Annotated in this window: 14 protein-coding genes; 9 read left to right on the top strand and 5 right to left on the bottom strand. The window is 52.4% G+C overall.

The window, feature by feature from the left end; all coding sequences use genetic code 11:
• Positions 1-31: 31 nt before the first annotated feature.
• The 5 genes from cysG to OCU43_RS05730 form a co-directional block, all read right to left on the bottom strand.
• A complete protein-coding gene (cysG, locus tag OCU43_RS05750; RefSeq protein ID WP_091360753.1) occupies positions 32-1,456 on the bottom strand; it encodes a siroheme synthase CysG in 1,425 nt (474 codons plus the stop codon).
• Positions 1,457-1,598: 142 nt separating this feature from the next.
• The gene (locus OCU43_RS05745) at positions 1,599-2,363 is read right to left on the bottom strand and encodes a phosphoadenylyl-sulfate reductase (RefSeq protein ID WP_091360755.1); all 765 of its coding nucleotides are present in this window, start codon (positions 2,361-2,363) and stop codon (positions 1,599-1,601) included.
• A 19-nt stretch (positions 2,364-2,382) separates the two neighbouring features.
• A complete protein-coding gene (locus OCU43_RS05740) occupies positions 2,383-2,862 on the bottom strand; it encodes a DUF934 domain-containing protein (protein ID WP_091360757.1) in 480 nt (159 codons plus the stop codon).
• On the bottom strand, positions 2,846-4,507 hold the full coding sequence (locus tag OCU43_RS05735; protein ID WP_091360759.1) for a nitrite/sulfite reductase: 1,662 nt from the start codon (positions 4,505-4,507) through the stop codon (positions 2,846-2,848). Before OCU43_RS05735 ends, OCU43_RS05740 begins: the two co-directional genes overlap by 17 nt.
• A gap of 83 nt (positions 4,508-4,590) precedes the next feature.
• Positions 4,591-5,376: a sulfite exporter TauE/SafE family protein gene (locus OCU43_RS05730; RefSeq protein ID WP_091360861.1), complete on the bottom strand. Its 786-nt coding sequence runs from the start codon at positions 5,374-5,376 to the stop codon at positions 4,591-4,593.
• A gap of 368 nt (positions 5,377-5,744) precedes the next feature.
• Here OCU43_RS05730 and cysD point away from each other — a divergent pair, with 368 nt between their 5' ends.
• The 9 genes from cysD to OCU43_RS05685 all read left to right on the top strand — a co-directional run bounded on the left by cysD (position 5,745) and on the right by OCU43_RS05685 (position 16,028).
• Entirely contained in the window at positions 5,745-6,662 is a 918-nt protein-coding gene (gene cysD / locus OCU43_RS05725; RefSeq protein ID WP_091360761.1) for a sulfate adenylyltransferase subunit CysD, read from the top strand.
• A 106-nt stretch (positions 6,663-6,768) separates the two neighbouring features.
• Positions 6,769-8,481, top strand: a complete 1,713-nt coding sequence (cysN, locus tag OCU43_RS05720; RefSeq protein ID WP_091360763.1) for a sulfate adenylyltransferase subunit CysN — start codon at positions 6,769-6,771, stop codon at positions 8,479-8,481.
• 244 nt (positions 8,482-8,725) lie between these two features.
• Positions 8,726-9,307: an electron transport complex subunit RsxA gene (gene rsxA, locus OCU43_RS05715; RefSeq protein ID WP_091360765.1), complete on the top strand. Its 582-nt coding sequence runs from the start codon at positions 8,726-8,728 to the stop codon at positions 9,305-9,307.
• Positions 9,308-9,316: 9 nt separating this feature from the next.
• Positions 9,317-9,916 (top strand): electron transport complex subunit RsxB, encoded by a 600-nt coding sequence (gene rsxB / locus OCU43_RS05710; RefSeq protein ID WP_091360766.1) that lies wholly within the window; start codon positions 9,317-9,319, stop codon positions 9,914-9,916.
• On the top strand, positions 9,913-12,693 hold the full coding sequence (rsxC, locus tag OCU43_RS05705) for an electron transport complex subunit RsxC (RefSeq protein WP_091360769.1): 2,781 nt from the start codon (positions 9,913-9,915) through the stop codon (positions 12,691-12,693). The genes rsxB and rsxC overlap by 4 nt, the downstream gene beginning before the upstream one ends.
• Before the next feature lie 88 nt (positions 12,694-12,781).
• Positions 12,782-13,825 carry an electron transport complex subunit RsxD gene (gene rsxD, locus OCU43_RS05700; RefSeq protein WP_091360770.1) on the top strand — a complete coding sequence of 348 codons (1,044 nt, stop codon included), beginning with the start codon at positions 12,782-12,784 and terminating at the stop codon, positions 13,823-13,825.
• Positions 13,825-14,478 carry an electron transport complex subunit RsxG gene (gene rsxG, locus OCU43_RS05695; RefSeq protein ID WP_091360772.1) on the top strand — a complete coding sequence of 218 codons (654 nt, stop codon included), beginning with the start codon at positions 13,825-13,827 and terminating at the stop codon, positions 14,476-14,478. Before rsxD ends, rsxG begins: the two co-directional genes overlap by 1 nt.
• A 1-nt stretch (position 14,479) precedes the next feature.
• Positions 14,480-15,196 (top strand): electron transport complex subunit E, encoded by a 717-nt coding sequence (locus tag OCU43_RS05690; RefSeq protein WP_091360774.1) that lies wholly within the window; start codon positions 14,480-14,482, stop codon positions 15,194-15,196.
• A gap of 703 nt (positions 15,197-15,899) precedes the next feature.
• A complete protein-coding gene (locus tag OCU43_RS05685; RefSeq protein ID WP_261832991.1) occupies positions 15,900-16,028 on the top strand; it encodes a hypothetical protein in 129 nt (42 codons plus the stop codon).
• The last annotated feature ends 128 nt before the right edge of the window (positions 16,029-16,156 follow it).

The following is a 16,156-nucleotide window of genomic DNA, read 5'->3' as shown; positions in this document are numbered from 1 at the left end:
ACTTCACACTATCGGATCGGCCAACCCGCCATTAGTGAGCATCCGGCAAAATCAAACCATGATTATGCAGAACCTCTTCGCCAAACCAGGCCAGATTTTCATGCAACTGCACCACTTCACCGACTATAATCAGTGCGGGAGCCGGTAGCTGAGCCTGGTTCTGGAGTTCAGGCAGGCTCTCTAATGTACCGGTCAGCACCTGCTGATCAGCCCGGGTACCATTTGAGACTATCGCGGCGGGTGTCTCTGCAGATTTGCCGTGGGAAATGAGTTGTTCACACAGTGCGCTCAGGGTATGTAACCCCATATAGAAAACGATGGTTTGATTTGGATGAACCAGCTCATCGAAATTAAGATCTGAAGTGCGGTTTTTCAGCTGTCCGGTCACCAGCTTAACTGACTGAGCGTAATTGCGGTGAGTCAGTGGAATACCCGCATAGGTTGAACAGGCACTGGCAGCGGTAATACCGGGCACCACCTGAAAGGGGATATTATGCTGTTTCAACGTTTCCAGCTCCTCCCCTCCCCGGCCGAAGATGAATGGATCACCGCCCTTAAGCCGCAACACCCTGCGTCCCTGAAGCGCATGTTTTACCAGCAGTTCATTAATACCGGCCTGCGGCAGAGTATGATTATCACGGCGTTTTCCAACAAAGATACGATCTGCATCGCGGCGACACAGATCAACAATGGCAGGTGAAACCAACTGATCATAGAGCACGACATCTGCTTGCTGCATCAGCCTGAGCGCCTTGAAAGTCAGTAGTTCCGGATCACCGGGACCGCCCCCCACCAGATAGACCTCTCCCACCTGATGCTCAGGATCGGCGGTCTCCAGCGCAGTTTCCAACAGTGCACGGGCTTCACGATCCCGCCCGGCAAATACTTTCTCAGCAATCTGCCCCTGCAACACCTTCTCCCAGAAAATACGGCGGCGTTCTACACTGCTAAACGTCGCTTTAACCTGTTGCCGGAACTGTCCCACCAGCCTCCCCAGCCGACTGTAGCCCTGTGGAATCCAGGTTTCCAGTTTAGCCCGGAGTAACCGGGCCAGCACCGGCGACTCCCCCCCGGAGGAGATACCGATCACGATCGGGGAACGGTCAACAATAGCCGGAAAAATGAAGGTGCACAGAGGCTGATTATCAACAACATTCACAGGAATATGGCGCGCAACCGCATCTAAATGAACCCTTTCGTTGAGCTGATCATCATCGGTGGCAGCAATCACCAGATAAGCCTCATCCAGCAGGGCGGGATGGTATTCGCCAATAATCACCTGCCCGTTGTGCAGCTCGATCAGCTCGACAAGTTCAGGTTCCACCTGATGCGCCACCACAATAACCCGCGCACCCGCACGGGTCAGCAAGGTTGCTTTACGCAGGGCAACCTGTCCGCCGCCGACCAGCAGGGCCGTCCGATCATTCAGCTTAAAAAATAATGGCAGGTAATCCAATGTGTCATCCTCTGAAAAGCGGCTGGGTTAACCGGTGAAAAAGCAGCGTTCAACATAGCCCCTATTTTAAAGACGCTCTGTTGAAAAGATAGCAGAAAAGAGCCCGCTGGTAGCGGGCTCTTGGGTTATCTCAGTGAGAGATCTATTTTGGCAGGAAGTCCATCACATTGACCGGTTTGGCCTGCTCCTGGTCTGCGGCGGGAGTTGCCGGATGCAAACCACATTCCCGGGTTTCCGGGTTTTCCCACCACCAGCGCCCAGCCCTGACATCCTCGCCGACAGCAATGGCGCGGGTACAGGGGGCACAACCAATACTGGGATAGTGCTGATCATGCAGCTCATTGTAGGGCACTTTATGGGCGTGGATATAGGCCCACACCTCTTTTTCAGTCCAGTCCGCCAGGGGATTGAACTTATCGATGCCGTTACCCTCATCAAACTCTTTAAAACCAATCTCATCGCGGGTAACTGACTGCTCCCGGCGCAGACCGGTAATCCAGGCATCCCGTGCAGCCAAAGCCCGTTTCAGGGGCTTAATCTTACGTACAAAACAGCACCCCTTGCGCATCTCCTGACTTTCATAGAAGGCATTGACACCATTTTTCCGCACATACTGCTCGACATCCGCCGCCTCAGGGTAGTACACCTCAACCGTCAGATTGCGATACAAAGCCTGAACATCGGTCAGTAGCTTTAATGTTTCTTCGGGTAAACGACCAGTATCCAGCACAAACATGCCGATCTGCGGTGTATGTTTGCTGATCAGGTCGGTAATCACTACGTCTTCCGCCCCCAGACTGTTGGCAAATACAACCTTTCCTTCTGCATACTCCGCAGCGGCCTGCTGCAGTACAGAGATCGTATGGGCTATCTTCGCTTCGAGTTCAGTGGTTATTGGTTCGCTCATCACTATGGTCCCTGATCAGTTACTGACGAAAAATGGGTCGTTCATCATCAGCGCAGCCCTGATAGTGGACCGGGATCTCACCAAAGGCGCTGGTAATATCATCGCTGTAACGGTCAGCAGGAATCGCAAACGCATCAAAGCCACAGCGTTCCATATATTCCAGGCGGTCACGGGTGACATCACCTTCAGCGCGCAACTGTCCGATAAACCCTGAACGACGCAGGATTCGGGCAAAACTAAAACCCCGACCATCAGTAAAGGCCGGAAACTCAATTGCTATCAGAGAGAGCTTATCAAGATTCTGAAGCAACAGATTCAGATCCTGATCGCCGTTGATACGCACACCAAGTTTACCCTCAGCGCTCAACAATGCTTCGCTATGTTCAGCAAACAGCTCATAGGGCACAACAATATCTTCATTGAGATGCGCGGAAAAATCAGCTTCGTCAACCAGCAACCAACTGTCTTCGGTAACGGCACGATTAATTAACAGTGGCATAAACTCTCTCCTTAAACGGATCAAGACCGATGCGGCGTACGGTCTCGATAAAACGTTCATCTTCAAAGCGGTTTTCTACATACACCTGCAGAATCTTCTCAACCGTATCGGCCACTTCAGCCTGAGGCACCGCTTTACCAATGATCTTACCCAGAGTGGCATCTTCCCGGGATGAACCGCCCAGAGTGATCTGGTAAAAATCTTCACCACCTTTATCAACCCCCAGAATACCGATATGGGCAACATGGTGGTGGGCGCAGGCGTTAATGCAGCCAGACATGTTCAGTTTGATATCACCGATATCGTAGAGGTAATCCAGATCATCAAACTTTTCGTTGATCTGCTCAGCGACCCCCAGTGTATGGGCATTTGCCAGGGAGCAGAAATCAAACCCCGGGCACACGATCATGTCGGTCAGGGTACCGATATTCGGACGGGCCAGATTCAGATCACGTAGCGACTGCCACAGGGTGTAAAGATCACCGGCAGCAACATGAGCAAACACCAGGTTCTGATCGTGTGTACTGCGGATCTCTCCAAAGTTATAGGTATCAGCAAGATCAGCCACCGCATCCAGCTGCACATCGGTAATATCGCCTGGTGGCTTAAGATGGGGCTTCAGCGAAATAACAACCGCACGGTAACCAGTAACCTTATGCTCCCGGGTGTTACGCTCATACCAGGCACGGAAATCAGCATTGTCTTCCAGCTGATTTTCCAGCACCGAGAGGCCATCTACCGCATCAGCTGCATATGGATGGGGCTCAAAGTACCCCTTAATCTTAGCGATATAGTCATCGGTCAGAGCCAGCTCGGTGCGACGAATGATCTCCCACTCTGCATCAACCAGCTTTCTGAACTCATCGATACCCAGCGCATTAACCAGTATCTTGACACGCGCTTTGTATTTGTTATCACGACGACCATTGAGGTTATAGACCCGCAAAATTGCTTCAAGATAGGTCAGCAGATCCTGCTGTGGCAGGAATTCACGGATCACTTTACCGATGACCGGTGTACGACCCAGGCCGCCACCCACCAGCACTTCAAAACCCGTCTCTCCGGCAGCGTTCTTCACCAGATGCAAACCGATATCATGCACCCGGGAAGCTGCACGATCTTCCGGACCGCCGGTCACCGCAATTTTGAATTTACGGGGCAGATAAGCAAACTCAGGATGCAGGGTGGTCCACTGCCGAATCATCTCACACCATGGCCGTGGATCTTCTATCTCATCCGGAATAACCCCGGCGAAATGGTCCGTAGTGGTATTTCGCAGACAGTTACCACTGGTCTGAATCGCGTGCATCTGCACTTCCGCCAGTTCTGCCAGAATATCAGGCACCTCTTCCAGCTTCGGCCAGTTCAGCTGAACATTGGTGCGGGTGGTAAAGTGGGCGTAGTTTTTATCATATTTACGGGTGATATCAGCCAGCTTGCGCACCTGAACAGAGTTCATCAGACCATACGGCACGGCAATACGCAGCATCGGAGCCTGACGCTGAATGTAAAGGCCATTCATCAGACGCAGGCCACGGAACTCCTCATCGGGAATTTCACCTGCCAGAAAACGGCGGGTCTGATCGCGATATTGCTCGACCCGCGCATTGATCAGATTCTGATCCTGTTCATTATATTGATACATCGTATATTAACGCCGGCTAACCGGCCCTCACCCTTTTAAAAATTAAAATTCAGAAATTCAGTATTACGTCTGCAAACCACGGCTCAACCGGCCAGTACAAAACGCATGCCGATCGCCAGTAACAGGGTTCCCATAATTGGCTGGATCACCCGGGGAGACAATTTACTGCCAAAGTGACTCCCCAGAAATACCCCCGGCAGCGAACCAATCACCAGACAGAGCAGCAACCAGAGATCGACATTCCCCATGGTGTAGTGGCCCGCTCCGGCGATACCGGTCAGAACCACGGCATGCACCAGATCGGTTCCCACCAGCGTCTGCATACTCATCCGCGGATAGAGCAAAATCAGTAACGCGGTGCCCAGCGCACCCGCCCCCACGGAGGAAAGTGTCACCAGGCCACCGAGAACGACACCCATCATCAGCGTCACATAGGGGCGGTAGCGACGCCCATGCTTTTCAAACCGGGTGCCTTCGAGTTTCACTACCGACGCACGGATCCTGGCACGAAAAAACACCGCCACTGAGGTCAGCACCAACGACACACCCAGCGTGATGTTCATCAGGTGCTCAACTTTTTCCAGACCACCAAGCCCATCAAGATAGTGCAGGGTCATTAATGCACCGGGGATACTACCACCCAGCAGGAAAAACACCACCCGCCACTCAACCAGTTTCTTGCGGGCATAGGAGATGCTGCCACCGAACTTGGTTATCGCCGCATACAGCAGATCTGTACTCACCGCCGTGACCGGAGGGATGCCAAAGCCCACAATCAGAATAGGTGTCATCAGAGCACCGCCCCCTATTCCGGTCAGACCGACAATAAAACCAACCACCAGGCCGGCAAAGCTGTATGCTATTTCCATCAACGTTCTCAGCTGCCATCGAATAAACAGAACCATCATATTTCAGACGGATCACCGCAAAATCAGAATGAGCTATAATAGCGGCCACCTCTTATAACGCAAAATAATAATTATTAATTTGTTAATTCTTTTTTGATCTAAGAAGAGTTCTCAACGGACACCCGGCACAGATATGACCAAACCCATCTCACATATTCCAAAAAGCTATTAAAACATTCCAACATATTCTTTTTGATTTTAAAGATAGATCTGCCATAATGGCCGCCAATAATTAGGTAGCGTGCGTTTTATGCCAACCGACTCTGAAAGACGGAGGCAAAGCCACGCTGTCATAACATTTATCAGCTATGTGGAAAGAGTTAATCACTATGAGCCAATTGCCGGAACACAGACTGACACATCTGCGTCAGCTGGAAGCAGAAAGCATTCACATTATTCGCGAAGTAGCATCGGAGTTCGAAAACCCGGTCATGCTTTACTCCGTCGGTAAAGATTCCGCCGTAATGTTGCATCTGGCCCGCAAAGCGTTCTATCCGGGCAAGCCTCCTTTTCCGCTGATGCATGTTGACACCACCTGGAAATTCAAAGAGATGATCAGCTTTCGTGACAAGATGGCAGAAGAAGCCGGTATGGATCTGATTGTACATGTCAACCAGGAAGGCGTTGATATGGGCATCAGCCCCTTTACCCATGGCTCGAAAAAGCACACTGACATCATGAAAACTCAGGGCCTGAAGCAGGCGCTGAACAAATACAAATTCGATGCTGCCTTTGGTGGTGCCCGCCGCGATGAGGAGAAGTCCCGCGCCAAAGAGCGGGTGTTCTCCTTCCGTGACAAAAACCACCGCTGGGATCCGAAAAGTCAGCGGCCAGAACTGTGGAACACCTTCAACACCCGCATCGATAAAGGTGAAAGCATCCGTGTATTCCCTCTCTCCAACTGGACCGAGCTGGATATCTGGCAGTATATCTACTTGGAGAGCATCCCGATTGTACCGCTCTACTTTGCCGCTGAACGCCCAATAGTGGTCCGCGATGGCGTTGAGATCATGGTGGATGACGAACGTCTGCCACTGGAAGAGGGTGAAGTGCCTGAGATGAAGATGGTGCGTTTCCGTACCCTCGGCTGCTACCCGCTGACTGGAGCCGTTGAATCATCAGCCCAGACTCTGCCCGAGATCATTCAGGAGATGCTGCTGACCACCACATCGGAGCGTCAGGGCCGGGTAATCGATAATGACAGCGCGGGATCGATGGAGCAGAAGAAGATGGAAGGTTACTTCTGACACTGTTGCCACAGACGCTAACCCATTCATTCAGTTGTAGCGGTTACTGTCTTTCCAGACTATCAGTGACTGCACTGTACAGAATTTAAGAATACGGAATACAATCATGAGTCATCAGTCCGATCTGATCGCCAGCGATATCGAAGCTTATCTGGCACAACATGAAAACAAAGAGCTGCTGCGCTTTCTCACCTGCGGTAGCGTAGATGATGGTAAATCGACCCTGATCGGTCGTCTGCTGCACGATTCTAAAATGATCTATGAAGATCAACTGGCAGCACTGCACTCAGATAATGCCAAAGTCGGCAATGCCGGAGAAGAGCTGGATCTGGCACTGTTGGTCGATGGTTTACAGGCCGAACGCGAACAGGGCATCACTATCGATGTGGCCTACCGCTACTTCTCGACCGACAAACGTAAGTTTATCATCGCTGACACCCCTGGGCATGAGCAGTACACCCGCAACATGGCTACCGGTGCGTCGACCTGCGATCTGGCCATCATTCTGATCGATGCCCGCCATGGTGTGCAGGTTCAGACTAAGCGGCACAGCTTCATCGTCTCTCTGCTGGGCATCAAACATACCATCGTCGCAATCAATAAGATGGACCTGGTGGACTACAGCGAAGCCCGCTATGAAGAGATTAAGCAGGACTACCTTAAGTTCGCCCAGGACCTGGATCTGAAAGATATCCACTTCGTACCATTATCCGCTTTGAAAGGCGATAACGTTGTTAACCTGAGCGAACATATGCCCTGGTATAATGAAGCGCCTCTGATGCAGTATCTGGAAACGATTGAGATCGCCAATGACCAGAACTTCGATCAGCTGCGCTTTCCGGTTCAGTATGTTAACCGCCCTAACCTGGATTTCCGTGGTTACTGCGGCACCCTGGGTTCCGGTGTTGTCCGCCCCGGCGATGCCATTACTGTGCTGCCATCGGGCAAGAGCAGCCGGGTAAAATCGATTGTCTCTTTTGAGGGTGAATTGCAGGAAGCCTTTCCACCGATGGCGGTGACCCTGACACTGGAAGATGAGATCGATATCAGCCGTGGCGATATGATCGTACACAGCAGCGATAATGTCCGCGTCAGCAACCGCTTCGATGCCATGGTTGTGTGGATGGCCGAGCAGGAGCTGATGCCTGGCCGTCAATATGATATCAAGATGGCAACCCAGACTGTTGCGGGGGGGATCAGCAGCATCCGTCACTGTGTTGATGTTAATACGCAGCAACAGCACCCAGCAGCTACGCTGAAACTGAATGAGATTGGCCGTTGTGAAATAACCCTTGAACGCCCGGTAGTGACTGATAATTACCGCGCTCACCACACCACCGGATCATTTATCATCATTGACCGTCTGACCAATATCACGGTTGCCGCGGGCATGATTGCAGCTGACGATGTTGATAACAGTGCAGTCAGCGATCATCTGGTCACCACCAGCAGCGCCATCAGCAAACAGGACCGAGAGCGCCGCTTCGGCCAGAAAGCGATTACCCTGGTGATTCAGGGTGGTTCTCAGGAGCAGCGAAACACACTGCTGTACACCACCGAGCGTCAACTGTTCAATCAGGGACGTGCCGTCGCCGTACTGAACAGGGAAACCGCTGAAGATGCGGGTCGGATAGCCAGTCTGTTCAACAACAACGGGCTGCTGGTGCTGACCGATGTTACATCGGCCCTGCCTGAAGGAACTCTGACTGTCGATCTGGATGGTGCGGCAGCGGACCTCAGCCTGAACGCAACGGCACAAGCCATCTCTGCACAGGCTAATGCTATTCTGGAACTGTTGCGGGAAAACGGCGCTATCTGACCCGCGCTGATTCAGATTTCAGATGTTCCGGGCCTTTTTCTGTTCAGGCCCGGACAGTCATTCAACCAGGACGGGCTGGAGGTTTCGGCCAGACCGTCCGGTTTTTATGACGCAGGTGCAGAAAAATTGAGGCACATCAACCATAAAGCTATACCGGAAAGCCTCCAAAATCGGTAAACTTTAGAACTTTCTAATTTTAAGGCAGTTCCGGTATTCTGATACCGGTGATGATGTAACAAATCTTATGACTGATTATCTGCTAATAATTATCAGCACTGTTCTGGTAAATAACTTCGTACTGGTTCAGTTTCTCGGACTGTGCCCCTTTATGGGCGTGTCCAATAAACTGGAAACAGCGATGGGGATGTCACTGGCCACCACCTTTGTGCTAACCCTTTCATCGATTTGCAGTTATCTCGTATACACCTACCTGCTGGCGCCGCTGGATCTGACCTACCTCAAAACCATCTCCTTTATTCTGGTGATTGCGGTGGTAGTGCAGTTTACCGAGATGGTGGTGCGAAAAACCAGCCCGCTGCTCTACAAACTACTGGGGATCTTTCTCCCCCTGATCACCACCAACTGTGCCGTTCTGGGTGTGGCACTGTTAAATATCAAAAAGATGAACGGCTTTATCGAGTCGATCGCTTATGGGTTTGGTGCCGCGGTGGGTTTTTCCCTGGCACTGATTCTGTTTTCCGCTATGCGGGAGCGCATCACTGTGGCTGATGTGCCGGGTCCATTCCAGGGTACCGCCATCGGCATGGTGACTGCGGGCCTGATGTCACTCGCCTTCCTCGGTTTTACCGGCCTGGTTCAGTTTTAAGGAGTTACCGTGAGCGCTGTATTAATTGCCGTGCTGGTATTGTTAGGACTGGGCCTGGTATTCGGTATTCTGCTGGGCTACTCCTCAATCCGCTTTAAAGTCGAAGGCAACCCTCTGGTTGACCAGGTCGATTCTCTGCTGCCGCAGACCCAGTGTGGTCAGTGCGGGCATCCGGGTTGCCGCCCCTATGCTGAAGCGATCGTCAATAATGATGAGGCCATTAACAAATGCCCTCCCGGTGGTCAGGGCACTATCGAAGCGCTGGCCGATCTGCTGGATGTAGAGGCTATTCCACTGGACGCTGAACACGGCGAAGAACAGATCAAAAAGGTCGCCTACATCCGCGAAGATGAGTGTATCGGTTGTACCAAGTGTATTCAGGCCTGCCCGGTTGACGCGATTCTCGGTGCGGCAAAACAGATGCACACCGTGATTGTGTCCGAATGTACCGGCTGTGATCTCTGTGTCGAGCCCTGCCCTGTTGATTGTATTGATATGCTACCCATCGAAACCACGCTGAACAGCTGGCAGTGGCCAGTACCCAAATCCGGTGTTGAACTGATCGCCACCGACCGCAACCCCGGTATTGCACTGGAGGCTGACAGATGAAAAACACAGTCAAAGTGCATGGTTTCCATGGCGGTATCCACCCCCCTGAAAATAAGAAGCAGTCTACCGGGGCCCCGATCTCAATAGCTCCACTGCCTTCACGGGTGATACTGCCGTTGCAACAGCATATCGGCCTGCCCGCGGAACCGGTTGTCAGTGTTGGTGACAAGGTCTTAAAAGGCCAGTTGGTTGCTGAAGCGGTTGGACGGATCAGTGCTAATATTCACGCCTCGATCTCCGGTACCGTGGTCGCGATAGAGCCCCATCCGGTCCCGCATATGTCGGGGATGGAAGCGGGTTGCCTGATCATTGAATCCGATGGTCGGGATGAATGGATTGAACATCAGGGGCTGGAGGATTATACCCAGTTGCCAAAACAGGAACTGATCGAGTATATCCGTCGGGCGGGAGTTGCCGGTATGGGAGGCGCTGGCTTTCCTACCGATGTAAAACTGCATCTGGGCGACGATCATATTGTTAACACCCTGATCATCAACGCCGCTGAGTGTGAACCCTACATCACCGCTGACGATATGCTGATGCGGGAGCGGGCCGAGGAGGTGCTGGGCGGTATTGAGATCATCGCACATCTGCTGAAACCGCTGCATATTATGGTCGGTATTGAGGATAACAAACCGCAGGCCATCCGTGCCCTGCATGCGGCCCTGGATAACAGTCCTCTCAACCTGGATATCGTTATCACCCCTACCAAATACCCCTCGGGTGGTGAAAAACAGCTGATCAAGCTGCTAACCGGAGTAGAAGTCCCCAGCGGCAGAATTCCGGCAGATGTCGGTATTGTCTGTCAGAATATCGGCACCACTACCGCAATCTACCGGGCAGTGATCCATGGCGAACCCCTGATCTCGCGCATCGTCACTGTGACCGGCCAGGCGGCTGGCCACAAGCAAAACTATGAGGTACGTATCGGCACCCGTTTCGCGGATCTGCTGGATCACTCTGAAGTGAGACGCGAACAGATGCATCGCCTGATTGTCGGGGGCCCGATGATGGGTATCACTGTGATCAATGAGCAGATTCCGGTGATTAAAACCACCAACTGCCTGATCGCAGGCACCATCGAAGAGATGCCCCCGCAACCCCCGGCTCAAGCCTGCATCCGCTGTGGCATGTGCGAGCAGGTATGCCCGGCAGAGCTGTTGCCGCAACAACTGCACTGGTTTGCTAAAGGCAAAGAGTTTGATAAAGCCCGCCATCATAACCTGTTCGATTGTATTGAATGTGGCGCCTGCTCATACGTCTGCCCAAGCAATATTCCGCTGGTACAATATTACCGCTTTGCTAAAGCGGAGATCCGCAAAGAGGATGAGGAACAGCGTAAAGCCGACCATGCCAGGATCCGCTTTGAAGCCCGCTTAGAGCGCCTTGAACGGGAAAAAATAGAGAAAGAAGAACGCCGTAAACAGCGTGCAATTGAAGCGGCTGCAGCGCAGGCAGCAAAAAAAGATGCCGCGTTGAACATCGCCTCATCATCCGCTGGCAACCGCCCTGCTGCGGCATCCGTTCCTGACCTGAAACAGCTGAAAAGCAATGCAGCTATCGCCCGCACTAAGCTTAGAAAAGCGGAGAAAGCACTGGCCAACGCCCAGGAAAAAGGCCTCGACGGTATTGAGACGCTGCAGGCCACCCTGCAACAGCTACAGGTTAAATCAGAGCAGGCAGAAAAAGCCTATGCTGATGCCCAGAACGCTCCGGCTTTGCAGCAAACCCCGACCGCACCAGTGACCGACATTAAACAGCTGAAGAGTCATGCCGCCATCGCGCGTACCAAGCTGAAGAAAGCGGAGAAGCAACTGGCGGCGGCACAGGAAACCGGGGACGGTGATATCGATACGCTGAAAGCTCAGGTCGCTGAACTACAGGCCAAAAGCATCGCCGCTGAAAAAGCCTATAGTGAAGCGGAAAGCGGTAACAGCCCGGTCACAACTCCCGGTATTGATACAACTGAACTGGAAGCGGATATCGCCGCGCTGCAGAGCAAAGTCGACAAAGCAGAGAATGCCTGGAAAGCAGCGGTAGAATCTGGCAGCCCGGCTGCCGATAAGATGGCCGCAGGGGTCGAGAAACTGAAAGATAAGCTGAAAGCGCTGCAGGATGAACTGGCAACGGCCCGCGCCTCAGCTTCGGCAGCTCCGGCGACGACAGTCGACAGTACCGCACTGGAAGCCGATATAATGGCAATGCAGTCCAAAGTCGACAAAGCAGAGAACGCCTGGAAAGCAGCGGTTGAATCTGGCAGCCCGGCTGCCGACAAGATGGCCGCAGGGGTCGAAAAACTGAAAGATAAGCTGAAAACGCTGCAGGATGAGCTGGCACAGATAAACGCCGGTTCAACAGCAAAAGCAACGTCAGACTCCGGGACAGAAGCGCACGTCAGTATCAAAGAGCTGAAACAGCAGGTGTCGATTATGCGCACCAAACTGAAAAAGGCGGAGAAGCTGCAGGCTGAACTGCCGGAGGGAGAGAAAGACCCCGCTCTGGACGCTGAAATAGCTGAACTGAGAGCCCGCCATGATGCCGCGCAGGCGCTGTTTGATGCAGCCGAAGCGGAAAAAGCCGCCGCGGCTGCACAACAGGGTATCGACCTGAAACAACTTAAGATCGATGCGGCCATGGCACGGGCGGCAGTCACCAAGGCTGAGCGGGCACTGAGTAAAGCGGAGCAGGATCATAAGCAGACGCTCGAAGAGGAGCTTCTGGCAGCCCGGGCTGAGGCAGAAAAACTGAATTCGACGCTGGAACGTTTTTCAGAATAACATTGAACCATTATTAACCAGACGTTTGACAGAAACGTCGCTAATAACCCGTTTCTATTCAATAAAGCGGCAGACCTGAGTACATAGAATGGCACTGATCCGAATCACATCACCCCACGCTCACCGCGCCGGCAGCACCGGCAACGTGATGCTAACGGTGCTGATTGCAACCCTCCCCGGGCTGGCTGCACTGACCTTCTTTTTTGGCTGGGGCTCCCTGATTCAGATAATCTGGGGGACCTTGCTGGCCGTGGCCATGGAGGCTGCGATTGTCAGACTGCGTAAGCGACCTGTCAGTTTCTACCTGACCGACTACAGTGCCGTTGTTACGGCGGTACTGCTGGGACTGGCGCTGCCTCCGTTTGCCCCCTGGTGGGTGATGACGGTGGGCATCATCGTTGCAATTGTCATTGCCAAGCAGCTGTATGGTGGTATGGGCAACAACCCGTTTAATCCCGCTATGGTCGCCTACGCCCTGCTGTTAGTTTCGTTTCCGGTACAGATGACCAGTTGGGCTGCGCCATTTGTCATGACCGGTGAGGGTTGGTCGGTACTCTCTCTGGGGGATACCCTGAGTGCTATTTTTGGCAGTGCAGGCACCGCAGTTGATGCCCATACCATGGCGACACCGCTGGATGTTATGCGTCACCGGGGTGGATTTACCACCGAAGAGATGTGGGTTGAAAATGCACTGCTGGCCAACGGCATCGGGGCCTGGCATGCGGTCAGTGCCGCCTATTTTATGGGGGGTGTCTTTCTGCTGTACAAAAAGATCTTTACCTGGCACACCCCGGTGGCGATGCTGGGAAGCCTGACGATTATCTCCACGCTGTTTTTCCTGCTGATGCCGGATCAGTTCCCTGATCCCTTCTTCCACCTGACTGCCGGAGCGACCATGCTGGGAGCGTTCTTTATCGCTACCGACCCGGTCACTTCCGCCACCAGCAACCGGGGTAAACTCTGGTTTGGTGCTGGCATCGGTCTGCTGATATTTGTTATCCGCAGCTGGGGTAACTACCCGGATGCGGTCGCCTTTGCGGTCCTGCTGATGAATCTCTGTGCCCCCTTTATCGATCAGTACACTCAACCCCGCAGCTACGGCCATGCAAAACCCAACCGGGGGATGAAGTAATGGAGATGTTGACTGCTATCCGTAACAGCGCTCTGGGACTGAGCATCTTTGCCGTCATCACTTCTGGCGCCATCGCACTGACTCAGGTGTCGACCAAATCTCAGATTGAGATCAATGAGCGGGAAGCACGGGCAAAAGCCCTCTATCAGATCATTCCGAAAGAGAGCATTGATAATAACCTGCTGGAAGATACCGTTGAGATCAGCGACCCGGCCCTGACCGCCAGCAATCAGCCCGTTGAAGCATTCCGGGGACGCCGTAATGGGCAGGTGGTCACCGTGATCATCCCGGTGACAGCACCCGATGGTTACACCGGCAACATCAATATGATTGTTGGCATCAATGCGGATGAATCCGTCGCCGGTGTCCGGGTCCTTGCCCATAAGGAAACCCCGGGGCTGGGCGATAAGGTCGAACTGAAAAAATCTCGCTGGTTACTCAGCTTTGACGGCCAGCGTTATGAAGGGGATGATGATCCGACCTGGGCGGTGAAAAAAGATGGCGGACGCTTCGATCAGTTTACCGGAGCGACCATCACCCCCCGTGCGGTAGTTAACGCAACTGCCCGGGCAATTCACTATTTTCGTGAACACAAAACTGCACTGCTGGAAACCCGGTCAGATCTGAACGCCACAGCGGCGGGAGCTGAATAATATGGCCAATGATTATCGTAAAATAACCCTCGACGGGCTCTGGGACAATAACCCTGCTCTGGTACAACTGCTTGGCCTCTGTCCGCTTCTGGCAGTCACCGGCACTGTGGTCAATGCGATAGGACTGGGGCTGGCCAGCACCATTGTGCTGATGGGCTCCAACCTCTCTATCTCAATGTTCCGTAAGTTTATTCCGGAATCGGTACGCCTGCCGGTATTTGTTATGATTATCGCCTCATTCGTTACCTGTATTGAACTGTTGATGCAGGCCTTCACTTATGAGCTGTACACCATCCTTGGCATCTTTATCCCGCTGATCGTGACCAACTGCGCCATCATGGGCCGGGCTGACGCTTTCGCCATTAAAAATCCGGTCGGTGCATCCCTGCTGGATGGGGCGATGATGGGTCTTGGCTTTACCTCGGTACTGGTGGTGCTCGGCGGTATGCGTGAAATACTGGGACTGGGCACCCTGTTCAGTGATATGCAACTGCTGTTCGGCCCGGCGGCTGAAAGCTGGAAGCTGGTGATTCTGGATGACTATGTTGGCTTCCTGTTTGCCATCCTGCCACCAGGAGCGTTTGTCGGTATGGGGCTGTTGATCGCTCTGAAAAACATTATCGACAAGCGCCTGGAAGAGCGCCGGAAACAGCCTGCTACTCCCGTTGAACCCAGTGGCGAATCGCGCCGTGTCCGGGTAACGGGGAACATTTCGTAACCTCTAAAGCTGCAATAAAACAGCTTCATGGCGGTTAAGAGCAGCCTCAAAAAAGCGACGATATCGTCGCTTTTTATATATCCTAAACCAGTAAGTTAAATACCGAGCTGCGCTATCACTTCATTTATCGTTTTTTCAATCTGCTGTTTAAGAGCCCTATCAATCATACGTTGTTGTTCAGCGGTTAAACCTGTCCACAACACAGGTAACTCTGTAATCTCCAGTTCTGTAACGACCTGTTTATAAAAAGCACTCCCCTGATTAGACCCTTTAAAATATGGGCTAATATTAAGCGCTACATAAACAATTGGTTTTTTCTTCGCTCCCAGGAAAGATCGTTGATACGCACCATAGCCATAGGTATCCGGAAAGCGATACGTATCTCAAAGAGAAAAGAGCCAGAGAGGCCCTCAGCACCACAACATAGCGCACTGATCCGCTCATTGACTGATACAAAAGCGAAGCCCGGCTATATAAACAAACCCGGACTCTAACAGTGGTAACACTTCCACTCTGGCCGTGCTATTATGGTCTGTCTTTCCTGCACATATTCCTAATCTCCTCTGTGTAGCCTCGGCTAAGTTCCAAAACATCAATACCCTGTACTCCCCGGTTACATACTGATCTTGCTGTTGTTTCTTCGATTAAAAACAGTTAGCTACAGCCTACCTGCTGAGTATTTAATATTTTCTGGAGCACTAAAATGAGCAAAGATAAGAACAGTAAGAAAGAGTCTAAGAAAAAGCCTCTCATGACTCAGAAAGAGAAGAAAACGGCCAAAAGAGAGAAAGGAGAATCTGTAGGTTTACTGGGTGAGCACCGGAGTCATTAATTTACTATACCGTACTGACCTCTGCTGTAATAAGGGATACCTGAGCAAAGGCCTGATCCACCGGATCTGACTTATTGCAGATAATTCCTGCTTAAACAGCAGGACAAAAAAAAAGCGACCCTGTGTCG

The sequence above is a fragment of the Amphritea atlantica genome (assembly GCF_024347255.1).
GTDB lineage: Bacteria > Pseudomonadota > Gammaproteobacteria > Pseudomonadales > Balneatricaceae > Amphritea > Amphritea atlantica.
Note: the sequence above shows the minus strand (reverse complement) of the source record. Positions and strands in the feature narration are given on the sequence as shown.